The sequence below is a fragment of the Polycladidibacter hongkongensis genome (genome assembly GCF_001561995.1).
Classification (GTDB): domain Bacteria; phylum Pseudomonadota; class Alphaproteobacteria; order Rhizobiales; family Stappiaceae; genus Pseudovibrio; species Pseudovibrio hongkongensis.
On record NZ_LLWC01000022.1, the window covers coordinates 539,911 to 565,843 of the forward strand.

General features: G+C 53.0%; 19 protein-coding genes. 12 read left to right on the forward strand and 7 right to left on the reverse strand.

The window, feature by feature from the left end; all coding sequences use genetic code 11:
- Positions 1-71 precede the first annotated feature (71 nt).
- The 4 genes from AYK82_RS10595 to AYK82_RS10610 all read left to right on the forward strand — a co-directional run bounded on the left by AYK82_RS10595 (position 72) and on the right by AYK82_RS10610 (position 4,178).
- Entirely contained in the window at positions 72-1,130 is a 1,059-nt protein-coding gene (locus AYK82_RS10595) for an AI-2E family transporter (RefSeq protein WP_068315128.1), read from the forward strand.
- Positions 1,131-1,232: 102 nt separating this feature from the next.
- A complete protein-coding gene (locus AYK82_RS10600; RefSeq protein ID WP_068315131.1) occupies positions 1,233-1,967 on the forward strand; it encodes an SIMPL domain-containing protein in 735 nt (244 codons plus the stop codon).
- 126 nt (positions 1,968-2,093) lie between these two features.
- The gene (locus tag AYK82_RS10605) at positions 2,094-2,585 is read left to right on the forward strand and encodes a cytochrome b (protein ID WP_068315134.1); all 492 of its coding nucleotides are present in this window, start codon (positions 2,094-2,096) and stop codon (positions 2,583-2,585) included.
- Positions 2,586-2,738: 153 nt separating this feature from the next.
- Positions 2,739-4,178, forward strand: coding sequence for an MFS transporter (locus AYK82_RS10610; protein WP_068315137.1), 1,440 nt, complete (start codon positions 2,739-2,741; stop codon positions 4,176-4,178).
- Between the two features lie 67 nt (positions 4,179-4,245).
- Here the strand turns inward: AYK82_RS10610 and rpoD are convergent, their stop codons facing one another.
- The 3 genes from rpoD to AYK82_RS10630 all read right to left on the reverse strand — a co-directional run bounded on the left by rpoD (position 4,246) and on the right by AYK82_RS10630 (position 9,438).
- A complete protein-coding gene (rpoD, locus tag AYK82_RS10615; RefSeq protein ID WP_068315140.1) occupies positions 4,246-6,321 on the reverse strand; it encodes an RNA polymerase sigma factor RpoD in 2,076 nt (691 codons plus the stop codon).
- Positions 6,322-6,822: 501 nt separating this feature from the next.
- Positions 6,823-8,778: a DNA primase gene (gene dnaG / locus AYK82_RS10625; protein WP_068315145.1), complete on the reverse strand. Its 1,956-nt coding sequence runs from the start codon at positions 8,776-8,778 to the stop codon at positions 6,823-6,825.
- A gap of 168 nt (positions 8,779-8,946) precedes the next feature.
- On the reverse strand, positions 8,947-9,438 hold the full coding sequence (locus AYK82_RS10630; protein WP_068315147.1) for a GatB/YqeY domain-containing protein: 492 nt from the start codon (positions 9,436-9,438) through the stop codon (positions 8,947-8,949).
- A gap of 235 nt (positions 9,439-9,673) precedes the next feature.
- Here AYK82_RS10630 and carA point away from each other — a divergent pair, with 235 nt between their 5' ends.
- Complete coding sequence (gene carA / locus AYK82_RS10635) at positions 9,674-10,855, forward strand: glutamine-hydrolyzing carbamoyl-phosphate synthase small subunit (protein ID WP_068315150.1); 1,182 nt, start codon at positions 9,674-9,676, stop codon at positions 10,853-10,855.
- A gap of 82 nt (positions 10,856-10,937) precedes the next feature.
- On the opposite strand, the gene AYK82_RS10640 is transcribed toward carA, so the two are convergent.
- Entirely contained in the window at positions 10,938-11,387 is a 450-nt protein-coding gene (locus AYK82_RS10640) for a MerR family transcriptional regulator (RefSeq protein WP_208976459.1), read from the reverse strand.
- Between the two features lie 891 nt (positions 11,388-12,278).
- Between AYK82_RS10640 and AYK82_RS10645 the strand changes: the two genes are divergently transcribed.
- The 4 genes from AYK82_RS10645 (at position 12,279) to AYK82_RS10660 (ending at position 18,315) form a co-directional block, all read left to right on the forward strand.
- Complete coding sequence (locus tag AYK82_RS10645; RefSeq protein WP_068315156.1) at positions 12,279-12,524, forward strand: helix-turn-helix domain-containing protein; 246 nt, start codon at positions 12,279-12,281, stop codon at positions 12,522-12,524.
- 193 nt (positions 12,525-12,717) lie between these two features.
- Entirely contained in the window at positions 12,718-16,077 is a 3,360-nt protein-coding gene (gene carB, locus AYK82_RS10650) for a carbamoyl-phosphate synthase large subunit (RefSeq protein ID WP_068315705.1), read from the forward strand.
- A 105-nt stretch (positions 16,078-16,182) separates the two neighbouring features.
- Entirely contained in the window at positions 16,183-16,656 is a 474-nt protein-coding gene (greA, locus tag AYK82_RS10655; protein WP_068315708.1) for a transcription elongation factor GreA, read from the forward strand.
- A 312-nt stretch (positions 16,657-16,968) separates the two neighbouring features.
- A complete protein-coding gene (locus AYK82_RS10660) occupies positions 16,969-18,315 on the forward strand; it encodes a globin-coupled sensor protein (protein ID WP_068315159.1) in 1,347 nt (448 codons plus the stop codon).
- Positions 18,316-18,361: 46 nt separating this feature from the next.
- Here the strand turns inward: AYK82_RS10660 and AYK82_RS10665 are convergent, their stop codons facing one another.
- A complete protein-coding gene (locus tag AYK82_RS10665) occupies positions 18,362-18,835 on the reverse strand; it encodes an Lrp/AsnC family transcriptional regulator (protein ID WP_068315711.1) in 474 nt (157 codons plus the stop codon).
- A 159-nt stretch (positions 18,836-18,994) separates the two neighbouring features.
- On the opposite strand from AYK82_RS10665, the gene AYK82_RS10670 reads away from it, so the two are divergent.
- From AYK82_RS10670 to AYK82_RS10680, 3 genes are all read left to right on the forward strand, one after another.
- Positions 18,995-19,966 (forward strand): mitochondrial fission ELM1 family protein, encoded by a 972-nt coding sequence (locus AYK82_RS10670; RefSeq protein ID WP_068315162.1) that lies wholly within the window; start codon positions 18,995-18,997, stop codon positions 19,964-19,966.
- 29 nt (positions 19,967-19,995) lie between these two features.
- Positions 19,996-20,961 (forward strand): thioredoxin-disulfide reductase, encoded by a 966-nt coding sequence (trxB, locus tag AYK82_RS10675; protein WP_068315165.1) that lies wholly within the window; start codon positions 19,996-19,998, stop codon positions 20,959-20,961.
- A 77-nt stretch (positions 20,962-21,038) separates the two neighbouring features.
- Positions 21,039-21,935, forward strand: a complete 897-nt coding sequence (locus AYK82_RS10680; protein ID WP_068315713.1) for a LysR family transcriptional regulator — start codon at positions 21,039-21,041, stop codon at positions 21,933-21,935.
- A gap of 588 nt (positions 21,936-22,523) precedes the next feature.
- Here the strand turns inward: AYK82_RS10680 and msrP are convergent.
- Both msrP and AYK82_RS10690 read right to left on the reverse strand, forming a co-directional pair.
- Complete coding sequence (msrP, locus tag AYK82_RS10685) at positions 22,524-23,489, reverse strand: protein-methionine-sulfoxide reductase catalytic subunit MsrP (protein WP_068315168.1); 966 nt, start codon at positions 23,487-23,489, stop codon at positions 22,524-22,526.
- Between the two features lie 126 nt (positions 23,490-23,615).
- Positions 23,616-25,682: an elongation factor G gene (locus tag AYK82_RS10690; RefSeq protein WP_068315171.1), complete on the reverse strand. Its 2,067-nt coding sequence runs from the start codon at positions 25,680-25,682 to the stop codon at positions 23,616-23,618.
- Positions 25,683-25,933 lie beyond the last annotated feature (251 nt).

Here is a 25,933-nt window from a genome sequence, read left to right on the forward strand (position 1 = left end):
CAGTTAAACAAAACTGGCCAGTGTCGTAGGTTTTCAATCTGTCCGTTTGGCATTGTCCTTAGGAGACATTCATGCGCAATCACCTCCTCCAAACATTCATCACCATTGCGCTTCTCTGCCTCATTGGTTGGCTGTTGGTGATTGGGCGCTCGCTCATTGTACCCCTGATCATTGCACTCATTCTCTGGTACATTGCCAATTCCCTTTCAAATCTACTTCGACAAGCTCCCAAAATCGGTAGTTTTCTGCCAAAACCACTAACAATGATACTAGCGCTCCTGTTGATGCTCTATTTGCTCACGCTCGTTTTTGCCATGTTGTCGAGCAACCTGCAGGATCTCGCTGGAGATGCGCCTGAATACCAGCAGCGTCTGGACCGGCTTTTCGCCAGCATCTCCACGGAGCTGCAGCTAAAAAATCCGATTGCCCTGTCAGATCTGGTGCCAAATTTCTCTCTCACCCAAGCCATCTCAACAGGCGCGGCGCTGATCACCAGCTTGGCCGGTTCCGGCTCTCTTGTCTTCATCTATCTGCTGTTCATGATTATGGAAGCAGCCACCTTTGATAAGAAACTGGAAGCACTCTTTGAAAGCAAAGAGAAGTTTGCCCTAGCTCTGGCAATCCGCCGCGAGATCGCCCATCGCATGCGCCATTATCTGGGCATCAAGACCGCTGTCAGTCTCGCAACCGGCTTGCTGACCTATTTGTTGCTCACGGTGGTCGGCCTGCCATATGCGCCGCTATTCGGATTTATTGCCTATCTGCTCAACTACATACCAACAATAGGCTCGCTGATCTCTGTTGTTTTTCCTGCCCTGCTCTCACTGGTCTACTTCGAGAACATAAGCAACTTTATGATAATCTCGCTCGGCCTAGGCTCTATCCAGTTTGTTCTTGGCAATGTGATCGAGCCCCGCCTGATGGGCAACAGCCTGAACATTTCACCCCTCGTCATCATGATCTCGCTGACGCTCTGGGGCGCCATTTGGGGTGTTCTGGGCATGGTCCTGTGTATTCCGCTGGTTGTCCTTGCTATGATCATTTGCGCACAGTTCCCCACCTCACGCCCGATTGCCATTCTGCTTTCTGCCAATGGCGATGTTGGCGAACCCATAAAACTGCAAAGCTGATGATAAACGCGACATCGACCAAAAACCCGCCGCAATTCATTGTCTAGATTTGCAATGAGCAAAAACAACCCCAGACACCGGCCTAAACCAAGGAAACATCCTATGTTTGTTGAAAGAGGTTTCATTTCCAGCGCGCTTATTTGTCTCGCCCTTGTGGGCGCACCGGCCATAGCCGCGGCAGAACAACCAGAAAAGCAGCCTGCTGTGGTGACAGTCACCGGCACCGGCAGCGTATTCGTAGAGCCGGATAAAGCAGTGATCCGTGCCAGCGTGCTCTCCACAGGCAAGGAAGCCGCTGCTGCCTTGACACAAAACTCCAAAACCATGCAAGCCATAATGGCTGTGCTGCGCAAGCAAGGCTTGGAGCCACGCCAGATGCAAACATCCGGTTTTGGCATCTCGCCCATTTATAGCCGCCCTGAGCCCGGCAAGCCACACCGGGCTGATGAACCACCAAAAATCATCGGCTACCAAGTCAATAACGGGCTGGCCATCATCGTCAAGGATCTGGATAACCTTGGCCCGCTGATTGATCGACTTGCCAAATCCGGCGCTAACAGCATCTCAGACATCTCGTTTCAGGTGTCAGATCGCAGCTTAAAGCTAGATGAAGCGCGCCGCTTCGCCGTGGCAGATGCTCGCCGCAAGGCAGAGCTCTACGCGAGCAGCGCTGGAGTGCAGCTCGGCCAACCCCTCAAAATAGCAGAGGCAGGCAGCAATCATTATCCAATGCAGGAAATGCGGATGATGACCAAGGCGATGGACGCCGCCCCGCCAATGGCTGCGGGCCAAGAACAACTGACCACGTCAGTTACCATTGTGTACGCCCTAAAATAGCCGCGAACGAGAAGTTTTTGGGGAGCTTCGGCTCCCTGATACACTTTGATACAGCTCTGCGATATTTGCGTACCTGTCCTTTGCTAGATTGGCAGAAATTCAAACACCAATCGCCAAGGATTCACTATGCCTAAAATACGGCCCGCGAACTATTCCAGTCTGCAAAAAGCACTGCACTGGATCATTGCACTCCTGATCTTCTACCAAATCACGTTCGTCGAGTATCTAGAGAAAATGGGAGAAGCTTTCCGCAGTGGTGGCATGCCAGACACACTAACCAGCATTCTTGGCAACGGGCATATTGTATCTGGCTGTACCATCCTTGCCCTTGTGTTGCTCCGCTTGTGGTTACGGATCAAGAATGGCGCCCCGGCCGAACCAGAGGGCACATCACCATTAATGGCAAAAGCAGCAACCGCCGCCCACCACACGTTCTATCTCATCCTGTTGCTAGCGCCCCTATCAGGCATTGCCATGTACTTTCTAGGCTTCCGGCAGGCTGGCGCTATACACCACTTTATGGAACCAGCCTTCTTGTTGCTCATTACCTTGCATGTGGGTGCCGCCTTGTGGCACCAATTCATCATCAAGGATAAACTATTGCAACGCATGATCTAAGTTGCCAACTCCAAGGAAGGCACTGCAAGAACCCGGCCCACCAGCCGGGTTTTTTCTCGCTGCGATAATAAAATAACACTTGCCTTTTTATATTTCGTGACCCAAGATGGAATTAAGAAACAATTATATTTCTTAATTAAGGTCCTGAATCAAATGCCAAGCACTTTAAAAAAAACGCTCCCAAGCGAACCAAATTGGCCACTAATTCTGCAAGGAAAATACATCGCCGCGACCATCGCAATCGCGTTGGGGATCGGTTCACACGCCATCAACGGCTTCATCTCCGCTGCGATCCTGCCAGATATTATTGCAGAAGTGGGCGGCGAAACACGCGCCTACTGGGTCTTCAGCCTCTTCCAGATCACTGCCATTTTGGGTGGAACGCTGACCGGTTCGCTAAAAAGCCGCTTTGGTGCTAAGTCGCTTTACACGCTCGCTGCCGGGCTGCTGGCTTCCGGCTCCTTACTCGCCGGCCTTGCCGCTTCTCTCAATATGCTGTTACTTGGAAGAGCCTTGCAAGGGTTTGCCGAAGGGATGATTATCGCGCTGTCCTACGCAGTCATCTATGACATCTACCCTAAGTCGGCAGTCTCGAAGGTTTTTGCAATGTCGGCCAGCGTCTGGGCATTGGCGGCGGGCATTGGCCCGGTCAGCGCCGGTTACCTCACCGAACTCTGGTCGTGGCGCGCCGCATACTTAGTAAACCTACCGCTTGTCACGCTGCTGCTCGCCCTCGCACTGTTTGTAATGCCCGCAAAAGCCCGCGATGCTACAGAAAAAGAGGCGTTAATGGCTGGCCTATCAAAGTTTGCCCGCCTTACCTGCCTCGGCAGTGCCGTACTGCTGGTTAGCTATGTCGGCCAAGCCAGCAGCCTAGATACCAGTCTGGCACTCTTCGCGCTCGGCATAGCCATGTTTGCTATCACCCACCGCTGGGATAGACAGTCGAGCGCGCCCCTCATTCCGCGCGTCGCATTTAACCCCCATTATCTGATCGGGGCGGTCATGCTGGTCATCCTGTTGGACAGTTCAGCCTCATCTGTGCGCATGCTCTACGGCAATGCCCTTGGCCGCACCCTATGGGGCTTGAGCATAACCGAAGCCGCCTATCTGATGACCATACTTGCCTTTAGCTGGAGTTTTGCAGCTTGGTTTGTTGCCAAGGACATCGATAAAAGCCGGCAGTTTCGACTGATCCGGATAGGCACCAGCGCTATTGCAAGCGGCCTGCTGCTCATGGCCTTGGCTCTTGCCTTAAGCTCGCTCCCCCTCTTTGCACTGGCGCTGGCTCTATCGGGCGCGGGCTATGGCATAAGCAACCAGTACCTAAGCCAAGTGGCTGTTTATGCAAGCAATAGCAGTGACCGTGACCGCGCTGCGGCCTTCCTTCCCTCGGTAGGTTCGATCGGCATCGCCATTGGGGCAGCGCTGAACGCTCTCATTGCCCGCGTCATCGGCCTCACTGAAGCTGGTAGCAGTGAAATCCTCAGCGCACAAACGGCAAGCGCCCATGCGCCAACCCAGTTTGCGCTTTTATCCCTGCTGGCCATAGCTGCGGCTTTTCTTGCCCGTCGCCTCCATCGGTTGGCATAACTCTACCAGCCAAAACAAAAGGGGGCGCCTATAGGCACCCCCTTGATTGTTTTGGCGGCCGCAGCCTCTAGCTGTCCAAGAACGAACGCAATTTGCGCGAACGGCTCGGATGCTTCAACTTGCGCAGTGCCTTTGCTTCGATCTGGCGAATACGCTCGCGGGTCACCGAGAACTGCTGACCGACTTCTTCAAGAGTGTGGTCGGTATTCATACCAATACCAAAGCGCATACGCAGCACCCGCTCTTCACGCGGGGTCAAAGACGCCAATACGCGCGTCGTCGTTTCGCGCAAGTTCGCCTGAATGGCAGCATCGATCGGTAGAACCGCGTTCTTATCCTCAATGAAATCACCCAGATGACTGTCTTCCTCATCACCAATCGGCGTTTCCAGAGAAATCGGCTCCTTGGCAATTTTCAATACCTTGCGAACTTTCTCAAGCGGCATCTGCAGCTTTTCGGAAAGCTCCTCCGGCGTGGGTTCGCGGCCAATCTCGTGCAGCATCTGGCGCGATGTTCGCACGATCTTGTTGATCGTCTCGATCATATGCACCGGAATACGGATCGTACGTGCCTGATCCGCAATGGAACGGGTAATCGCCTGCCGAATCCACCAGGTCGCATAGGTAGAGAATTTGTAACCACGGCGGTATTCAAACTTGTCTACCGCCTTCATCAGGCCGATATTACCTTCCTGAATAAGATCAAGGAACTGCAAACCACGGTTTGTGTATTTCTTGGCAATGGAGATAACCAGTCGTAGGTTGGCTTCCACCATTTCCTTCTTGGCGATCCGTGCTTCGCGCTCGCCTTTTTGCACCATGGAGACAATCTTGCGGAACTCGGTAATTTCCAAACCGGTTTCTGTCGCCAGAGTTTGAATAGCCTGACGGATATCGCGAATGCGCTCGCCGTCATTGGTGACAAACTTCTTCCAACCACGGCCAGAAAGATTGGCCACCTTGCGCATCCAGTTCGGATCCAGCTCACTGCCCTGATAATGCTTGATAAAATCAGCACGGTTGACACCATTGCTATCGGCAAGACGCAGCAAACGCCCCTCAAAGCCCATCAGCTTTTTATTGATGTCGTATAGCTGACCAACAAGCGATTCAATACGATTGGCATTAAGGGAAAGGCTCTTCACCTCAACAACGATATCGTCCTTGAGTTTTTTATAACGGCGCTCTTGCGATGGTGACAGGCTCTTGTTGGCCAGTTTGTTCTCAACCAACTGATCCTGTAGCTTACGCAGCTTCTTGTAGTCATCGGCAATGCGATCAAAAATCTCGACTACTTTCGGCTTTAGTTCCGCTTCCATCACCGAGAGAGATACGTTGGCCTCAAACTCGTCATCATCGTCGCCATTGCCATCTTCACCCTCGCCACCTTCAGTAGCAGGAGCTTCGCCGTTGGCCTCGGCTTTTTCTTTTGCCTTACGTTCAGCAGCCGCTTTGCGCTCTTTCTCCCGAACAGCGTCAGGCACCTCGCCCTCGCCAGCCTCTTCCTGCTCAGCAATCTCATCGTCAGAAGGGCCGCCGCGACCATCCGGGCCAGCATACGTGGCATCCAAATCGATAATGTCGCGCAAAAGCACCTTGCCCTCGGCAAGTTCCTCACCCCAGATAATAATCGCCTGGAAGGTTAGCGGGCTCTCGCAAAGGCCAGAGATCATCGCCTCACGGCCAGCCTCGATGCGCTTGGCGATCGCAATCTCGCCCTCGCGCGATAACAACTCCACAGAGCCCATCTCGCGCAGATACATCCGCACAGGATCATCGGTGCGATCGGAAGGCTCTTTCGTTGTTGTCGTTTTCGCAACAGCAGTCGGGGAAGCAACAACCAGCTCGCCGCCACCATCCACTTGCTCTGGTGCAGCCTCTTCGGCTTCGCCCTCTTCTTCATCATCAACAACGTTGATGCCCATCTCGGAGAGCAAAGACATGGTGTCCTCAATCTGCTCCGAGCTAACCTGATCAGGCGGCATCACAGTGTTGAGCTCGTCGTAAGTGATGTAGCCGCGCTTCTTCGCAGCTTTAATCATCTTCTTGACGGCGGCGACCGACAAATCGAGCAAAGGTCCGTCTTGACCTTCCCCTGCTGCCGGTTCCTGCGTTTGTTCAGCTTGTGTCGCCTTCGTCGCCATACTTTGCTCCAAGCCTAAAGTGTCATACCACTCTAGGAAATCCGCGCCTACGCCATTTTAAGGCCTCGCCACCCGCTGGTGGAAACCTTAAAATAAACTCTCTCAAAATCTGGGATTTATCGCTAAGTCCCTTAAACCTGACTTAACCTCACCACCAAAACCGGCTTTTCCCGACACTTATTTTTAATAGGCGACAGGACATCCAATCTTTTCACGTTGGAACATCTCCAAAAACCGGTGGTTATGAGCTGCAACAGCTTCGACAACAATGTTTCTCGCCGCTTTCGCCATCAATTGGCCTTCGGGCGCTGGAAGTCGCTGTTCAACAATCTTGTATTTAGCTTGCCTAGCGTGATTCGCAAGGGCGATTCGCCAACAAAATGCGCAAATCGCTTTAAAAGCGGCAGTTTCCTATTGATTTTTTCAAAAAAACAGTGACACATCCCCTTCTTTCGCGGGGCGCCAGCCTTCTCGGCCACCACAAAGGCCAGAAGACACACACTACCCATGCGCAACCGACAATTTGCCGCGTGCCCGCATTTTCTGTGCACGTTCTGCCAGCTGCTGCTCTTCGCGAATGCACTCTTCTTTGCGGCGGGAAAGATCCTGTGTCAGCCCCTGAATGCGCACCCAACCCGCCTCGCTAAGCTCGGTTTCTGCCAGTGCCATCTCGCCTTCCAGTTCGCTTTCCAGTTGATGCAGTTCAATCAGATCCATGTTGAGCACAAACAATTGCTCAACAAAATCTTCAGGGGGATCCAGTTGGAGCACCGGTGCACGATCATAAAGATCCGACCATTTGCTCACACCTTTTGCCACGGCACCCTCTTCTCCAGCACCACCCTGCACTTCCTGCAATATCTGGAAGAACTTCTCGCCAAGAGCACCAAAGCTCTCTGCAATGCTCGCCTCGCCCCTATCTTCGGCCATAGTGCACAGCGCTAGCATAAACGCCTGATGCAACTCGCTAGAAAACCGCACCTGCCCTAAGCGTTCGAAATGACGCTCAAATAGCTCAGGGTATTTAACCGCCATCGCGCATAAGGTGCGCTCCACGCCGAAATTCTTTGTTCCCGGTGCATCCACTCGCTGCTGCACACGTGCGCCTTTGCCCCCGCGCGGTTCCCAGCCGCTCTGCGCACGCCCGGAAGCACCGCGCTGCGGGCGCGAATTCTCCCAAAACAGGTTGGAAAGGCGCACGCGCAAATCCATGCGGTAGCGCTTTTTCACCCGCTCATCGCGAATGGTATCAACGAGATCTTCCAGCGCCTTTTCCAGCGCCGCACGGCGCTCCGGCGTATCCAAACGCGCAAGCGTTGTCTCTCGTTCCCAGACCACTTCAGATAGCGGCTGCGCCTTGGCGAGCTCTGCCTCAAGTGCTGGCAGCCCCCCCTCATTCAGCAAGTCATCTGGGTCCTGCCCATCAGGCAAAAACACAAACTGAAACGACTTTCCACTCGTAAGTACCGGGAGAACACGGTCCACTGCCCGGTGCGCAGCGGAGACACCAGCCGCATCGCCATCAAAACAAATCACCGGCTCATCTGCAAATTTCCAAAGCCGAAGAATCTGATCTTCCGTAAAGGCGGTTCCCAAACTGGCAACAACGCCCTTCAAGCCCGCCTGCCAAACCGCGATGGCATCCATGTAGCCTTCCACCACCACAGCTTGACTTGCCTCGTAGGCAGGCTGGCGCGCACGATGGCTGTTAAACAGCATGGTTCCCTTGTGAAAAATCGGCGTTTCCGGCGAGTTTAGGTACTTAGGTTGCCCTTTTGGGTCCATCGTACGCCCGCCAAAGGCAACCGGGCGGCCTCGCTCGTCATGAATGGGAATCATCAGCCGGTTGCGAAAACGGTCATAGGAGGCGCGACCATCATCTGGGCGGATCACCAGCCCGGCTTCAACCAGCTGGCCTTCTTTGATGCCCTTGTCCAGCAAATGCTGCTTCAGATTATCTCGACCAGCAGGCGCAAACCCGAATTGGAATTCTCGCAGTGTCGCATCACTCAGCCCGCGACTGCGCGCATAGCGCAGCGCCCCATCGCCAATCGGCCCCCAAAACTGCTTGCGATAGTAGTCCGCCGCTAGCTCGCACACCTCACCAAGGCTTTTCCGCTGTTCTTGCTTGCGCGCTGCCTGTGGGTCGGGTGCTGGCATAGCCACTCCGGCCTCCCCAGCAAGCTGCTCCACAGCCTCGGGAAAGCTCAGCCCCTCAGTCTCGCAAACAAAACGAAAGTGGTCACCAGATTCGCCGCAACCGAAGCATTTATAGCGGTTGCGCCGCTCATCCACGTGAAAACTGGGGGTTTTTTCAGAGTGAAACGGGCAGCACGCCCAGAAGTCGCCCTTGCCCGGTTGCGACTTGCGCTTGTCCCATGTCACGCGCCGCCCAACCACATTGGAAAGTGGCAAGCGGTTCTTTATTTCTTCAAGAAACTGTTGGCTAAAGCGCATTGATTTCAAGTCTCGCGGGCACACGCCCGAGCATCTCTACCTATCGCAGTGCTGCTCTCAGCTCTGCCTGTTCAAGCGGACAAGTTAGAACAAAACCCCACTACCGCGCAAATCCTCTCGGGTATGCGGGCGCACCGCCCCTTATTAGCAACAATACCCAGAAAGTCTCTAATGCGGTGAACTCAGGATTTGCTTAACCAAGCAGCTGGCACGTGTGAAATCCATTTGCCCAGGATAACGTGTTTTCAATTCGCTCATGCATCGCCCCATATCGCGCAAGCCTTTGGCTTCAAGTCTTTCGACCAACGTTGAGCAAATCAACTTCATCTCGTAGTCGCTCAGCTGCGGCGGTAACAATTCACGGATCATCTGCACTTCTTCGCACTCAGAAACCGCTGTATCGGAGTTTACAACCGGCTTTTCACCTTTTAGCTCTCCGTTCTCCACAAGTGTTGCCGCACTTGAGGCCAACCGTTGCTCCAGCATCGTTTCCAGAAGGTCAACCAACTCGTCTTCGCTGAGACCATCCTTGCCTTGCTCGCGAGAAGCTGCATCGCGATCTTGAATGGCTGCATTGATCAGCCGCAGAGTAGCGACACGCTTCTTTTGGTCGTTTTGCTCGGCAGTTTTCAGGGCACAGCTGATTTTCTCACGCAACATCTGCAATGAATCCTAACCTAGAACTAACCAACATAATGTGGAGCGCTACTCTTTGGAGAGCAAGTCCTCAGAAATCTACACCAACTTACCGACTATTTCGTGTAAGCGATATTGACCATATTGGACCGTTCTCCTAAGTTGCCAGTCTTGATGCGACCGAAATGCGCCAAAGTCAACCCCCGGCGCTTAGGTGGTGATCGTAGCTTGTCATCAAACCGGATCAAGAAAGCACAAGATGAATTCAGCAGACGTATGGACAACAGCACCGGCCACAGCCGTGCTGGTTCTTTCTGACGGCACCACAATCAAAGGCCAGGGCCTTGGTGCCACAGGCACAGCAACCGGCGAGGTCTGCTTCAACACAGCGATGACGGGCTATCAGGAAATCATGACAGATCCGTCCTACGCCGGACAGATTATTACGTTCACCTTCCCCCATATTGGCAACACCGGAGCCAATGACGAAGATGTGGAAACGGTGGATATGAGCGCTGTGCAAGGCGCCTGCGGCATGATTATCCGCGCCGACGTCACCAATCCGTCCAACTATCGCGCTCTGCAGCACCTCGATAAATGGCTCAAAGATCGCGGCATCATTGGCCTATGCGGTGTCGATACCCGTGCTCTGACCGCACTCATCCGCGACAAGGGTATGCCAAATGCCGTTATAAGCCACAATGAAACCGGCAGCTTTGATGTGGACGCGCTGAAAAAGCAAGCATCCGACTGGGCTGGCTTGGAAGGTGCTGATCTTGCGAAAGATGTAACAACCAAATCCACTTACGAATGGAAAGAAACCGTTTGGCAGTGGGATGAAGGCTTCGCAGACAAGCAGAACGACGCGTTCCATGTTGTTGCGGTGGATTTTGGTGTAAAGCGCAACATTCTGCGTTTGCTCGTCAACGCAGGCTGTAAGGTCACTGTCGTACCCGCTAGCACCAGCGCAGAAGAAATCCTCGCGCATAAGCCTGACGGCGTCTTCCTGTCGAACGGCCCCGGCGATCCTGCTGCTACTGGCATCTATGCCGTACCAATGGTGCAGCAATTGGTTAAAAACGGCCTGCCAATCTTCGGCATTTGCTTAGGCCACCAGATTCTCGCACTCGCGCTTGGTGGAAAAACCCAAAAGATGCACCAAGGCCACCACGGTGCCAACCATCCGGTTCATGATCACACCACTGGCAAGGTCGAGATCACATCAATGAACCACGGTTTTGCCGTTGATGCGCAAACTCTGCCAGAAGGCATAGAAGAAACACATGTCTCCTTGTTCGATGGTACGAACTGTGGCCTACAAATGAAGTCGGCACCAGTGTTCTCCGTTCAGCACCACCCAGAGGCTTCTCCGGGCCCGCAGGACAGCCACTATCTGTTTGATCGCTTCATAGAAAACATGCGCCAGCACAAAGCTCGCTAACCGGCGCTCCACATTGACAAAAGAAAAGGGGTGCTGCGTTCCAATACCGCAGCACCCCTCTTTATTTCCAGCTTGTAACGTTCTAGCTGGCTTCAGTAGCCAACATAGACCCAAGCGAAGCCTTAACACTTTGAACTTCGCTAATCTGCTCTTTTAAGGCAGCCTCCTGCTCCGCTAGAAGCTGCTCTTGTGCCTCGCAAATCTCTTTCAGCTCACTCAGCTGGTCCTGCCGCGGGGTAGTTCCCTCAACCAGTTTGATAATGCGGCGGACTTCAGCCAGTGTCAGCCCGATTTTCTTCGCCTGAAGGATGACCCGCATGCGGCCAACATCCTTGGGACGATAAAAGCGCCGTGCACCTCGACGAACTGGGTTTAGCAACCCCTTTTCTTCGTAGAAGCGCAATGTGCGCAGTGTTACTCCAAATAGCTCAGACATTTCAGAGATCGCAAGCAGCTGCCCTTCGCCTTCATCCGAATTGATCGGACCTGCAATATCTGGAACAATTTCAAGCGACGTTGGAATTGTATTCATTTCCATTTGCCCGGTGGTTATCTGTTTGTTGTTATGGAGCGATGCAGACTAGCCAATCACGTTCCCCACCAACGGTGAATAGCTACCCCCTGCCTAACATCTCTCCGTAGTTGCAATTGGTCTCACGTCATCCCGCAATACACGAAAAAAGTGAAACCACCTGCAAATCGAACTTAATGCCCACTACAATTTTGAGGGGCATTAGCAACAATCTACACAATCCTGAGAAAAAAAACAGGAGCGAAACGCTATTCAGACATTTTTTACTCGCCCTTACCATCACGTTACAGCACAAGCGAGACTCATATTTCTAGATAATCAATAGATAACTATTTATAGTTTTCAATATTTCTACACCAGACTAACACATCAACAAATGTTCACTAAATTATATTTGCACCCATCTAAAAGAAACCCCTGTGATATCTCTACATTTATCGATTAAATAACCTTACATATAAAATTTTCACAGAGACTTCCTCAACTTAGCACTGAACCCTTTCTATTTTTCTATAGATCTACTAGGAGACTTAAAGTTGAACAGCTGTTCAAACTAACGCCGAGTTAGAGCAAAAATTCCACAGACAAATTACAAGTTAAGGCTTTTTGGCTACATCTTACCGAGTTTTCCCATGAGAAAAATGGCATCAAACACTGTTTTTAACTAAACAAAAACATACCAACTCAAAAGATATGCAAATCTAGCGGTATTTTTCATTTGAAATTTTACTAGAGGTGTTTTGCAAATCGATTACTACTGATGTCCGCGTTTACATCTGTTGGTTTGAGCTGGTGTACCATGTTCGGACATTCATCGTTTTGACATGTCGTGGCCAAGCCCTAATATAGCCATCGCAACCTAGTGTTTTAACGCAATGTCCGGAGCACCCCATGCAGCCAGATCAGTTTAGGCAATGGCGACGGCAAATGGGCCTGAAGCAAAGTGAGGCCGCCGAGCTCCTTGGCCTCAAAAAACGCATGATTCAGTACTATGAAAAAGGCAATCGTGAAGGCAAGCCGGTAGAGATTCCTAAAACAGTGCGTTTAAGCTGCTTTGCCCTCCTCCAAGGCATAGGAGATTACGACGGCGACAGCGCCGCCCCGCTGAGAAATCTCGCAGTCTATGAAAAGAAATAGGAAAAAACGGCTCTGCTTGCATATTTTCCGGCAAATACCCGTATTTTTTTTAGAATTCCCTTTCCCTGATGCGAGATTCTTCTTATAAAACGCGCTCAGCCGACACAATTAAAACCCTCCCAAGGCTTTGCAAGCAAAGTGGCACAAAACCACTGCGCGCGAAGGCTGCAACGATGAGCATTTACGAGCTACCATGCCAAAACGTAACGACATAAAATCCATCCTGATCATTGGGGCCGGACCCATTGTTATTGGTCAGGCCTGCGAGTTTGATTATTCTGGTGCACAGGCTTGTAAGGCGCTCCGAGAAGAGGGCTATCGCGTCATTCTCGTCAACTCCAATCCGGCAACCATCATGACTGATCCGGATCTGGCCGATGCAACCTACATCGAGCCGATCACTCCGGAAGTTGTCGAACGCATTATTGCCAAGGAAAAGCCGGACGCCCTGCTACCAACCATGGGTGGCCAAACCGCATTGAACTGCGCGCTGGAGCTGGACAACCGCGGCACCTTGACGAAGTACGGCGTTGAGATGATTGGCGCCCGCGCCGACGTGATTGACAAAGCTGAGGACCGCGAGAAGTTCCGCGCTGCAATGGACAAAATCGGGCTGGAGAACCCCCGCGCAACCATCGCATCTTCACCGGCCATCAAAGACGATAACGGCACCATCGTTGACTATGATCGGGCTGAAGGTGTTGCGATCGCCATGCGCGCACTGGACGAAGTTGGTCTGCCTGCCATCATCCGCCCCGCCTTTACACTTGGCGGCACCGGCGGCGGCGTGGCCTACAATCGCGAAGAATATGAACAGATCGTTCGCTCCGGCATCGACGCCTCGCCAAACGGGCAGGTCTTGATCGATGAAAGCCTGCTCGGCTGGAAAGAATACGAAATGGAAGTGGTGCGTGATAAAGCAGACAACTGCATTATCATCTGCTCCATCGAAAATATCGATCCAATGGGCGTCCACACCGGCGACAGTATCACCGTCGCCCCTGCGCTCACCCTCACCGATAAAGAATACCAGATTATGCGCGACGCCTCTTTGGCTGTGCTGCGAGAAATCGGTGTTGAAACCGGCGGCTCCAACGTGCAGTTCGCCGTTAATCCGGATAATGGCCGCCTCGTTGTTATCGAGATGAATCCGCGCGTTTCGCGCTCCTCCGCGCTTGCCTCCAAAGCCACTGGCTTCCCGATTGCGAAAATCGCGGCAAAGCTGGCCATCGGCTACACCTTGGACGAGTTGGAGAACGACATCACTGGCGGCGCAACCCCGGCCTCGTTCGAACCGACCATTGACTACGTGGTCACCAAAATCCCGCGTTTCGCTTTCGAGAAATTCCCGGGCGCCGAGCCAAACCTCACCACGGCGATGAAGTCCGTGGGTGAAGTCATGGCCATCGGCCGCACCTTCCCTGAAAGCCTGCAAAAAGCCCTACGCGGTTTGGAAACCGGCCTCACCGGCCTTGATCCGGTTGAAATCGACGGCCTTGGCCAAGGCGACGACACCAACGCAATCCGCAAGGCACTGGCAGTTGCCACCCCAGATCGCCTGCTCTACGTCGCGCAAGCTATGCGTCACGGCTGGACCTGTGAGCAAATTCACGCCACATGTAAAATCGACATGTGGTTCCTTGAACAGATGCAGGCAATTATCGCCACTGAAGCCAAGATCGAGCAACACGGCCTGCCACAAACCGCACAACCTCTGCGTCAGCTCAAGGCCTTGGGCTTCTCCGATAGCCGCCTTGCTCAGCTCGGCGGCGTGAATCTGGAGGATGTTGCCACCCTACGCCAGAAGCTGGACGTGAAACCGGTGTATAAGCGCATAGACACCTGCGCTGCCGAATTCGCCTCCCCAACCGCCTACATGTACTCCACCTATGAAACCCCGCTGGAAGGCTTGCAGTCATGCGAAGCCAATCCAAGCGAGCGTGAGAAAGTGGTGATCCTTGGCGGTGGTCCAAACCGCATTGGTCAGGGTATCGAGTTTGATTACTGCTGCTGTCACGCAGCGTTCGCGCTAAAAGATGCCGGCTACGAAGCCATCATGGTCAACTGTAACCCTGAGACAGTTTCAACCGACTATGATACCTCCGACCGCCTCTACTTTGAGCCACTTACCATTGAAGATACGCTCGAAATCCTCAAACTGGAGCAATCCAAAGGCACACTGAAAGGCGTTATTGTGCAGTTCGGCGGCCAAACTCCGCTTAAACTGGCCCAGTCTCTCGTCGCAGCAGGCATCCCGATCCTTGGCACCTCTCCTGATATGATCGATCTGGCAGAAGACCGTGATCGCTTCCAGAAGCTCCTGCACAAAATTGGCCTCAAGCAGCCGGAAAACGGCATTGCTTATTCTGTCGAGCAAGGCCGCTTGATTGCCGGTCAGCTGGGTCTTCCGCTGGTTGTGCGCCCCTCCTATGTCTTGGGTGGCCGCGCCATGCAGATCATCCGCGATGAAGAGGCGCTCAACAACTACCTCCTCGGCACCCTGCCGGAATTGGTACCGCACGATATCCGCGCCAAATATCCAAACGATAAGACCGGCCAGATCAACACCCTGCTGGGCACCAACCCGCTGTTGTTCGACCGCTATCTGGAAGGCGCAATCGAGGTGGATGTGGACGCACTCAGCGATGGTGAGGACGTATACATCTGCGGCATCATGCAGCATATCGAGGAAGCGGGTATCCACTCCGGCGACAGCGCTTGCTCACTGCCAGCCTATTCGCTTGATCCAAAACTCATTGCCCAGCTGGAAGAGCAAACCCGCCGCTTGGCGCTAGAGCTCAATGTTGGCGGCTTGATGAACGTGCAATACGCAATCAGGGATGATGAGATCTTCGTGCTAGAGGTCAACCCACGCGCCTCGCGTACAGTGCCTTTCGTTGCTAAAACAATCGGCGAGCCAATCGCCAAAATTGCCTCTCGGATAATGGCAGGCGAGCAGCTCGCGAGCTTCAAATTGGAGCCAAAAGAGCTGGATCACATCGCCGTAAAAGAGGCTGTTTTCCCGTTCAGCCGCTTCCCGGGCGTTGATACAATTCTCGGCCCAGAGATGCGCTCTACTGGCGAAGTCATGGGACTTGATCGCGACTTCGGTCTTGCGTTTGCCAAATCGCAAATGGGCGCGAGCGTCGAAATCCCGCTTAACGGCACTGTATTCATCGCCGTAAAGGATGCCGACAAGCCACGCGTTGTAGAAGCAGCTCAGCGTCTTCATGCTCTTGGCTTCAAGATTTTAGCCACAGATGGCACCCAGAGATACTTGGAAAACCAAGGGATACCCTGTTCAAAGGCGAACAAGGTTCTTGAAGGTCGCCCACATATCGTTGATGCTATCAAGAACGGCGAAGTTCAGCTGGTGTTTAACACCACGGAAGGCGCGCAGGCACTTGCCGATAGCCGGTCCTTGCGTCAAGCCGCACTTATGAATAAAGTGCCCTATTACACGACAGTGGCCGGTGCGCTGGCTGCAGCCCGTGGCATAGAGGCCTATAAAGCAGGAAATCTTGAAGTAAGGTCGCTGCAGTCCTACTTCTAAAAAACAAACACGCACGCGAGCCGGGCTAAGGGCCAATCCTAGCCCGGTTCCGTATTTTATTGTTGCAGGCCAGTGGCCCGCGGCAATGTGAGAAAGGTTTGGGTAATGGAAAAAGTTCCGATGACGCCAGAGGGCTTTGCAAAGCTGAATGAAGAGCTGAAGCAACGCACCAATGTCGACCGCCCACGCATCATTGATGCAATTTCCGAAGCACGCGCCCATGGCGACCTTTCGGAAAATGCAGAGTACCATGCCGCCAAAGAGCAGCAGAGCCTGAACGAAGGCCGCATTACCGAGCTGGAAGGCTTGCTTGGCCGCGCCGAAGTGATCGATCTGACTACCTTAAGTGGTGAGCGGGTAAAATTTGGCGCAACAGTTTCGCTGGAAGACGAAGACACCGAAGAGCAAAAGCGCTACATGATCGTCGGGGATGTAGAAGCAGATGCCAAAATCGGCCGCATCTCCATCTCGTCACCAATCGCCCGCGCACTCATCGGCAAAGAAGTCGGCGATAGCGTAGAGGTTGCAGCACCTGGCGGCGCGCGATCATTCGAAATCCTTAAAGTTGAATTTATCTAAAATTCGAACTATTCGAATCTACGTAGATAGGCGGGGCCAAGCCCCGCTTTTTTCTATTTATGCGACAATCTGCCATTTCTCTCCCCACTTTGCGTCGACATTAAAACACCGCTTGATTTGGAGAAATCTCATTCAACATGTTGATATATAAATTATTTGTTACATTTCTATATATGTAAAAACATCAAGTTAGATGTTTTATTAGTCCTGCACACTTATTATCACATAGGTTGTTTGACAAGCCACCTAACAACCGCTTAGACGAACAAAACTCAATTTTAATTGTTCTAGCTCTTAGCAAATGTGGTTTGTATGACACTCTCGAATAAAGCGGCAAGCTCCGCCAAACTGGCATTTTATCAGATAGATCAAGAAACGATCACTTTGCTGCAGTCCATATGGCCGACTGTTGAAAAAGCCCTCCCGCGCATCTTAACCAAGTTCTATGATTTCATACTTGAAACACCTGATCTGGCCAGCACGGTTGAGGGGCGCATTGATCGCCTGAAAGTCTCACAAACCAATCACTGGCAAAGCCTGTTTAACTCAGGCCTTTCAGACGATTATTTCCAACGTGTTGAACGCATCGGCAGAGCGCATGTCCATATCGGACTAACACCAGATTGGTATCTGGGTGGGTACACGTTCTTTTTGGGCGAGTTACTGGAAGTTATGCGCGCCCACTACCGCTTTTCTAGCGGCAAATTCATCAAGGCCCAGCTGGCGCTACAAAAAGCTCTAATGCTGGACATGAGTCTTGCTCTGGATACCTACAATCAGGTTAACCTTGAAGAACGTCTCGCCTACACCTCCCGCTTGGAAACCGCGATCCGCGAGTTCGAGAACCATGTGGAAGCACATGTCCGCTCTTCTGAGGGCGCAAGTAATGCGATCCGCAGCGGCACCAGCGAACTCCTCTACGCAATCGAGAGCACAAAAACCTCAGCAGAAAAAGCAAGCTCATCGGCAACTGAAACAGCACAAAACGTACAATCCGGCGCATCGGCTGTTGAAGAGCTCTCAAGTTCTGTTCAAGAAATTGGCTCCCAGGTAACACACTCTGCTGAAACGGCAAGAAACGTAGCCTCTGAAGCAGAAAACACCAACAGAACAGTACAGGGCCTGCAAGCCGCAACCGATGAGATCGGTGAAGTCACGGAACTGATCAGTTCCATCGCAGAGCAAACAAATCTGCTGGCACTAAACGCCACCATCGAAGCTGCCCGCGCAGGCGATGCCGGTCGTGGATTTGCAGTGGTCGCCAATGAAGTGAAAGACTTGGCCAGCCAAACAGGTAAGGCAACCAACGAGATCGCCGAGAAAATCCAAGCGATCCAAGCCGCAACCAGCCAGTGCGTGACAGAAATCTCCGAGATTGCACGCAAAATTGAAGAGGTCTCCGTCTCCTCCACTGCCATCGCTGGTGCCGTCGAGGAACAAAGCGCGGCCACAGCGGAGATTTCCCGCTCGATTCAAACCGTTGCTGTTGCCGCCGACAGTGTGAACAACGAAGTGGTTGGCATAGAAACCCAAACAAACATGGCCGCCGACGCCTCGTCTAAAGCCAATGATGCAGCACAGCAGCTACTTGATAGCAGCGCACAGGTCTCAAAACAGATTGAGACCTTCTTGAAACTGGTAAAAACAGACAAGCACTAAAAAAACGGCGCCGAGCGGCGCCGTCTTTTCCTTACACGGCAAGCAATCAGTCGTCTTCAATCGGCACGCAAGGTACATCCTTCACCCGCCGGATCGTCAGCGCTGTGCGTACATTGTCCACATTCGGAGTAGATGTCAGCTCACGAATGATGAAAGTCTGAAAACTCTCCAGATCTGGTGCCACACACTTTAAAATAAAGTCGACTTCCCCCGACAGCATAAAGCTCTCACGCACGATGTCCCAGGACTGGATCTTGGCATCAAAAGCGACCAAATCAGCCTCAGTCTGATTGTGCAACCCAACCATGGCAAAGGCAGTCACTTCATAGCCAAGCTGCTTTTCATCCAGCAAAGTGCGATACCCGCGCACCAGTCCAGCCTCTTCCAGCGCACGAACACGTCGCAGGCACGGCGGAGCAGAGATCCCCACACGCCGGGCAAGCTCCACATTGGTAATACGGCCATCCTCTTGTAGTTCTTTGAGGATTTGCCAATCAATCGTATCTAGTCGCGCCTTCAAAGCGTATCCTTTGCACTTTTCACCCGAAGATGCTACGAGTTTCCGAAAGCGTGAGCAAACGGCGAACATCATCTACAAATCGGTTCATTGTGTTCTCTTTATTGCTTATCAGCGAAATAGTATACTAAGACAACTTCCCAATTCGACAGATTCGTACAAATGATAGACACCTCCTCGCAAAACCTGTGGGTAATAACAGATGGGAAAGCAGGAGATGAAAATCAGTGCCGCGGCGTAGCCGAAGCGTTGGGCTTCCCCTACGAAACAAAGCGCATAAATCCAAGGAAAGTTTTCGCATGGGCTATGCCCGTCGGGCCTATAGACCCCAAAGACGCGCCATCCAAGCAACATAGCCCGATAAGACCTCCCTTCCCCACAGTGGCGATCGCTTCTGGCCGTCGTGCTGTTCCCTATTTACGCGCGATTAAAAAGGCCTCTGGTGGCAAAACCCTCACTGTCTTTTTGAAGGATCCGCGAACCGGTCCCAAAGCAGCTGATCTAATCTGGGTTGCCCAGCATGATAAGCTGCGCGGACCAAATGTAATTGTTACCGAGACCGCACCGCACCTTCTTAGCGCCAGTAAGCTCATTGAGGCTCGCGCCAATCCATGGCCGCAAGTCGCCAAGCTTTCCACACCACGCGCCGCTGTGCTGATCGGCGGCAACTCCCGTCACCACACTTTTTCGAAGGAATGCAGTGAGCGCTTGCTCACAGGGCTACGCACCGCCAGCAACACCCACAGCCTGATGATCACCGCAAGCCGTCGCACGCCAGCCGCGCTCCAAGCAGAATTGCAAAAACTGGCTTTTGACACAGGGGGGCTGTACTGGGACGGCGAGGGGGAAAACCCGTACATGCAATTCATCGCCAATGCTAATGCCCTTGTTGTCACAGCTGACAGCACCAATATGGTGGGAGAAGCCACCGCAACCGGAAAACCGGTGTTTGTCTTTGAACCCACTGGCACTCACAAAAAAATTACGGGGTTTTTGCGCAATTTACTCGATAAAGGGGTATTGCACCCCTTCCCAGCCCCGCTGGAAGGTTCTACCTACGAGCCAATCGATTCAACACCGATCATCGCACAGGCTATCCGTCAAATGCTGGATGCCCGTCGAGATACCGCGTAGAAGCCGCCGCATATTGTAAGGAACACACCATGGCCACCAAGCACTCCAAACTGCTGATCATCGGCTCCGGCCCCGCTGGCTACACCGCAGCCATCTATGGCGCCCGTGCCATGTTGGAACCGACCCTCATCACCGGTATTCAAACGGGTGGGCAGCTGACCATCACCACAGATGTAGAAAACTATCCCGGCTTCGCAGATCCAATCCAAGGCCCATGGCTGGTGGAGGAAATGCGCAAGCAGGCTGAGAACGTCGGCACAAAAATCGAGTACGACACCATTGTCGAGGCTGATCTCTCTGCAAAGCCCGTCCGCCTCACCGCCGACAGCGGCAATGTTTATACTGCAGATACGCTGGTAATCGCCACAGGCGCTCAGGCAAAGTGGCTAGGGCTTGAATCTGAGGTTAAGTACCAAGCAGGGGGCGTTTCTGCATGTGCCACCTGTGATGGTTTCTTCTATCGCGGCAAGGAAGTTGTTGTCGTTGGTGGTGGCAACTCTGCTGTTGAAGAAGCGCTCTACCTCGCCAATCTGGCCAGCAAGGTAACTCTCATCCACCGCCGCGACAGTTTGCGTGCGGAAAAGATCCTGCAAGATCGCCTCTTCAAGCACGAACGCATTGAAGTCCGCTGGAACAACGCTATTGAAGAGATTGTTGGCACCGAAAGTCCGGCCGTCGTCACTGGCGTAAAGCTGCGAGACACCAACACCGGCGAACTCAGCGAACTCGCCACAGATGGTGTCTTCATCGCCATTGGCCATGCTCCGGCTGTCGAGCTGTTTAAAGATCAGCTCAAACTGAAGGAATCAGGCTACCTTTGGACGGCGCCAGATTCTACACAGACCTCGATAGAGGGCGTGTACGCGGCCGGTGATGTGACCGACGATAAATATCGGCAGGCTGTTACAGCCGCTGGCATGGGCTGCATGGCAGCGCTAGAGGCCGAAAAATATCTCGCCGCGCTTGAGGCCAAGCAAAGCGAGGCAGCAGAATAACAATAATGGCTCTGCATCAAACATATGCAGAGCCTTCATGGCGCTAGATGGGAGAAAGCGATATGCAGGGGCGGTCAATGGACTGGGATAAGCTGAGAATTTTTCATGCAGCCGCGCAGGCGGGCAGCTTTACCCATGCCGGCGAAACTTTGAATATGAGCCAGTCCGCTGTATCCCGTCAGGTCAGTGCGCTTGAAAGCGAGCTCGGCGTCTCGCTTTTTCACCGCCATGCCCGCGGCCTAATCCTCACCGAGCAAGGTGAGTTGCTCTATCGCACCTCCCGCGAAGTCTTGATGAAGCTGGAGTCGGTTCAGGCCCGCCTAACCGACACCAAGGAAAAGCCATCCGGCTTGCTACGCATCACCACCACTGTCGGCCTTGGCTCGACGTGGCTGACGGCCCGTGTTAACGAATTCATCGATCTGTACCCAGATATGCGGCTGGAAATTATCTGTCAGGATGACGAGCTGGACTTGGGTATGCGCGAAGCTGACGTCGCTATTCGCCTGCGCCAACCAACCCAGCCAGACCTGATTCAACGTAAACTCTTTACCGTGCACTTCCATGTATATGCTGCGCCTAGTTATCTAGAACGATTTGGCACCCCAAATTCTGCCGAGGATCTCGCAAACCACCGTATCATCACCATCGGCGACAACACGCCATCGTATTTGCGCGGCATGAACTGGCTAGAAACCACAGAGCTGCCAACCGGCGAACAACGCGACATAGCCTTGAAGGTGAATAACCTTGTCGGCATCAAACGCGCCGTCCAAAAAGGCATTGGCCTTGCCATTCTGCCAGATTACATGGTGGAGTCTGATGCTGGCATCGTCCCGGTTATGTCGACCAAGGAAGAAACGCTGCCCTCTTTCGACACATATTTTGTCTATCCCTCGGAGCTGCGCAATACCGCGCGCGTCACCGCCTTCCGCGATTTCCTTGTTTCCTATGCCGAAAGATGGACACACTAGCCACGTCAGTGGTGGAATAACTATCCACATAGTAATGTATGCCAAAGGCAATGCGAGGCCGCAAAGCCCCGCAAGCAATGTATTCAATACCTAAATATTCAAATTTCCCCTAAGGCAACAAAGACTTGCCGGAAGATTACCGCGACATCCTGCCCTATCGTCAATCGATCTTCACTGGTATACCGTAATTGCATATCTGCATTGCAAAAAAGTTCCTTGAACCAAGGAGAATGCACTGCATATATGCAGCAGCTGTTGATCAGCGAGGCACAACTCTCCTCCCTGTGGCTCGCATCTGATCAGCTGTTCCCCTCTGGAAGGTGATTGCACCAAAACTCTGGTGTTTATCAATTAGACTGCCGGGCCTTTGGCCCGGCTTTTTTTTGCCTATACTTCAATAAATTACGAACTTTGGCGCCGCTAATCTCGGCGGAGTACAAAAAGCAGAGCGCTGCCCATCCTGTTCATATATGAGCATAAGCACTCCAGTTGCACCCCGCCCAATTTCTAGGCACACGCTGTGCAATTTCTATGCACACAAAAAGGAGGGAATGAGCAAGCTACAGTTAAAAGTAAAAGTTCCTCCATCTAGCGATAAAGCGCTTCACCTTCCATATGCTTGTAAAGGTGCGCAACATACTTACCATAGCCATTAAACAACTTTGTTGGCACGCGCTCACCACTGCCCAGTAGCCGCTCACTTGCCTGCGACCACCTCGGGTGCGGCACCTTGGGGTTTACATTCGCCCAAAATCCGTACTCATCACCCGCGATCTCTTGCCAAAAGCTCACAGGCCGCTCTTCAACAAAGGATATCTTGGTAATCCCCTTGATAGACTTAAAGCCATACTTCCAAGGCGTTACCAACCGAACAGGGGCGCCAAACTGTTTGGCAAGCGGCTTGCCATATATGCCAGTCGCAATGAACGCCAATTCATTTTGCGCCTCGGCCATGGAGAGGCCCTCCACATATGGCCATGGATACCAGAACTGGTTTTGCCCACTTGCTTGCGACGGGCGCTTAAACCCCTCTAAGCGCACATACCGTGCCCCCGACAGTGGCCGCACCATCGCCACAAGGTCTTTGAGCGCGAACCCGCTCCACGGAACTGTCATGGCCCACGCCTCAACACAGCGATGCCGATAAACCCGCTCTTCCAGCTCCATTCGTTTTACCAACTGGTCCATATCGAGCTTGAGCGGCCGTTCAACCAAGCCATCAATCTCCACAGTCCACCCATCGATATCCAACCCTTGTGCCAAGGCTGCGATCTCTTTGTGAGAACCAAATTCGAAATAGTTATTGTAGTTTTTCGAAATACGCTCCGGCGTCAGACCTCGGCCAGCTTCATAGGCCTCGCTACGCACCGCAGGATAAGGCGTTGCTGCCAGTGCCTCGCTTGCCCCGGGTAAAAGCCCTGAGGCCAAAGCACCACCACCAATCGCGCCAAACCCCATGTGACGCAGCAGCTGTCGCCGGTTCAGATATACCTCTTCGGGAGTAACATCGCCTTCGTAATGACCAAATCTGTTTTTGTGTTTTAGCTGATGCATGGGTCCCTCACTTTGCGATAACACTAAGCGATCACAAGGATAAACTCCAAATCAACAGCATGTGAGCAGCGCACAATGCTGCCGGAGCAAATGCCCCGACAGCAACCTGACAACAATTTTGGAAACCTAGGCGCTGGCCTCGGCCTTGGCCTTCACCACTTGCTCCGCCGCGCGCCCGGTCAGCTCTGCCAGATGGTCAAAACTGCGCTTCAAAGATGCCACACCCGCAGTTGCAGAGCGCATTTCCACGATAATATCGGCCAGTTCGCTTTCCGGCACCATCGCTTCCACTTCGTCCCAGCCATCCCAGTTCTCTCGGGCATCAAAGCCGAGTATCTGCCCACGCCTTCCAGATATAATCGCGTTAATCTTCGCGGTTGTCTCACTGGGGCAATGCACAACGACCTTGCAAATTGGCTCCAGCAGCACCGGCTTGCATTGCGGCAACCCTTCTCGCATCCCCAAAATAGCAGCCATGCGGAATGCCTGGTCTGAACTGTCAACACTATGGTAGGAGCCATCGCGCAGCACCACAGCCACATCAACAACAGGGAAGCCCAGCGGCCCTTTCTGCAACGCTTCTTTTACCCCCTCACCAACAGAAGGAATGTACTGCTTAGGCACCACACCGCCGCTGATAGTATCGGAGAAACTGTGCCCCTCGCCTCTTGGCATCGGCGCAATGTCAATCACCACATCACCAAACTGGCCATGCCCACCGCTTTGCTTTTTATGCCGGCCACGCACATTTGTCCCACTTCGGATCGTTTCCATGTAGGCAACAGATGGCATGCCGGACTTCACCGCCAACCCATAACGACCTTGCAGCTTCTCCAATGCCACCCTCAAGTGCATTTCCCCCTGCCCTTCAAGCAGGGTCTCCGCACTACTTTGTACATGCGTCATACGCAAGGAAGGATCTTCTTCCACCAACTTAGCAAGGGCTGCTGATAGGCGAACTTCGTCCTTTCGCTCCTCAACGGCAATGGCCTTGGAAAGCGTGGGCTCAAGAACGAGGCCACTATCCAGCAGCACCTCAGGAGCGGCACCAACACCAAGTGTCTCACCCGTGCTTACAGGTTCGAGTTTGGCCAAGCCAACCAAGCCCCCCGCTTCACAGCTTGCCACCTTGGTTGTTTTCTCGCCTTGCAGGGTAAACAGGCCCGCTGGCTTACCAACCTCCCCTGACTTTGCGTAGATAACCCCACTCTCCGCCACACTGCCACGCAAGACACGGGCAATGCTGAGTTTGCCACCATGCGCGGTATGAAGCGTTTTTAATACTTGCAGCAAAGGCACACCCTCCGGTGCGATCCCAAGGCGGGAGCAAGTATCCACCACCCTCGGCCCTTCATGCCGTAACGCCTTAAGCAAGCGGCGAATTCCGTTCCCTTGCTCAGAACTGCCAATAAAAACGGGGCAGATATCGCCATTTTTCATTTCGCCAACCAGATCTTCAAAGACTTGGAAGGTCTCGGGCGCGATATCCTCGAGCAGCTGCTCCATCAACGCATCATCATGATCCGCCAATGTCTCCAGCATATTATAGCGTGCCTCTACTTCCCGCGCCTGATCATCAGAGGGAATGGCAATCTGCTCGCTTGGTGCACCATCATGATAGATAAATGCCCGCTCCAGCGCTAAGTCGATAAAACCGGTAACATGCCCATCCTTCCACATTGGCAATTGCCGCAGCACCAGTGGCACCGCAGAGGCCCTTTGCAGCTGCATCAGAGAATGGCGCACCCCATGGCTCGCCCTGTCAATCTTATTGAGATACATAATCCGCGGGATTCCGCGGTCTTCCAGATGCTTTAAAATAACTTGCAGTGCCGGTATCTTCTTCTCATCCGGCTCGGCGACAACAATGGCCATATCCACGCCATCCAGCACCGCATCTGTTTCCTGCAAAAACTCGATCGACCCGGGTGTGTCGATAAAAATGAACTCTTCGCCTTTGTAGTTGGTCCCCGCCACGTTGAGTTCCACGCTCATCGTGTGACTACGTGCTTCTGGTGAGGCGTCACCAAGTGTTGTCCCGGCGCTCACGCTCCCCTGTCTGCTAATTGCCCCCGTTCGTGCCAATAAAGCTTCAAGCAGCGTTGTTTTCCCGCTACCGAAAGGCCCTACAATTGCAACACAACGAGGGCCGACTCCCCTGCCTCCGGCATCTCCTACCCGTTTTTCTCCCATGGCCGTCACTCCCTTTAGATGAAATAGGGCAACAAAGCAAAGCACCTATAAAAGCAAAGGCGCTCCAGATACTTTGCGCCGCCCCGCGCCTTGCGGGTCTCCATCCTCGCGCTGTTTGCCCCCCTTGCGCAACCAAAGAAATATCACTGCTGCAAAAACGTGACAGTCCGCCGCATGTCATCCCCCTCAGGTACGGCTTGAATTTGTGAGGAGAAAAACACCTATGGCGCGAATGAGATCAAGGCAAAAAA

What these genes read in the sequence shown, in the direction of transcription:
- AYK82_RS10600 (WP_068315131.1), top strand. Translation starts at nt 1,233, where the DNA reads ATGTTTGTTGAAAGAGGTTTCATTTCCAGCGCGCTTATTTGTCTCGCC.
- AYK82_RS10605 (WP_068315134.1), top strand. Translation starts at nt 2,094, where the DNA reads ATGCCTAAAATACGGCCCGCGAACTATTCCAGTCTGCAAAAAGCACTG.
- AYK82_RS10645 (WP_068315156.1), top strand. Translation starts at nt 12,279, where the DNA reads ATGCAGCCAGATCAGTTTAGGCAATGGCGACGGCAAATGGGCCTGAAG.
- carB (WP_068315705.1), top strand. Translation starts at nt 12,718, where the DNA reads ATGCCAAAACGTAACGACATAAAATCCATCCTGATCATTGGGGCCGGA.
- carA (WP_068315150.1), top strand. Translation starts at nt 9,674, where the DNA reads ATGAATTCAGCAGACGTATGGACAACAGCACCGGCCACAGCCGTGCTG.
- AYK82_RS10595 (WP_068315128.1), top strand. Translation starts at nt 72, where the DNA reads ATGCGCAATCACCTCCTCCAAACATTCATCACCATTGCGCTTCTCTGC.
- AYK82_RS10690 (WP_068315171.1), bottom strand. Translation starts at nt 25,682, where the DNA reads ATGGGAGAAAAACGGGTAGGAGATGCCGGAGGCAGGGGAGTCGGCCCT.
- rpoD (WP_068315140.1), bottom strand. Translation starts at nt 6,321, where the DNA reads ATGGCGACGAAGGCGACACAAGCTGAACAAACGCAGGAACCGGCAGCA.
- AYK82_RS10640 (WP_208976459.1), bottom strand. Translation starts at nt 11,387, where the DNA reads ATGAATACAATTCCAACGTCGCTTGAAATTGTTCCAGATATTGCAGGT.
- AYK82_RS10630 (WP_068315147.1), bottom strand. Translation starts at nt 9,438, where the DNA reads ATGTTGCGTGAGAAAATCAGCTGTGCCCTGAAAACTGCCGAGCAAAAC.
- trxB (WP_068315165.1), top strand. Translation starts at nt 19,996, where the DNA reads ATGGCCACCAAGCACTCCAAACTGCTGATCATCGGCTCCGGCCCCGCT.
- msrP (WP_068315168.1), bottom strand. Translation starts at nt 23,489, where the DNA reads ATGCATCAGCTAAAACACAAAAACAGATTTGGTCATTACGAAGGCGAT.
- AYK82_RS10610 (WP_068315137.1), top strand. Translation starts at nt 2,739, where the DNA reads ATGCCAAGCACTTTAAAAAAAACGCTCCCAAGCGAACCAAATTGGCCA.
- AYK82_RS10660 (WP_068315159.1), top strand. Translation starts at nt 16,969, where the DNA reads ATGACACTCTCGAATAAAGCGGCAAGCTCCGCCAAACTGGCATTTTAT.
- AYK82_RS10670 (WP_068315162.1), top strand. Translation starts at nt 18,995, where the DNA reads ATGATAGACACCTCCTCGCAAAACCTGTGGGTAATAACAGATGGGAAA.
- dnaG (WP_068315145.1), bottom strand. Translation starts at nt 8,778, where the DNA reads ATGCGCTTTAGCCAACAGTTTCTTGAAGAAATAAAGAACCGCTTGCCA.
- greA (WP_068315708.1), top strand. Translation starts at nt 16,183, where the DNA reads ATGGAAAAAGTTCCGATGACGCCAGAGGGCTTTGCAAAGCTGAATGAA.
- AYK82_RS10680 (WP_068315713.1), top strand. Translation starts at nt 21,039, where the DNA reads ATGGACTGGGATAAGCTGAGAATTTTTCATGCAGCCGCGCAGGCGGGC.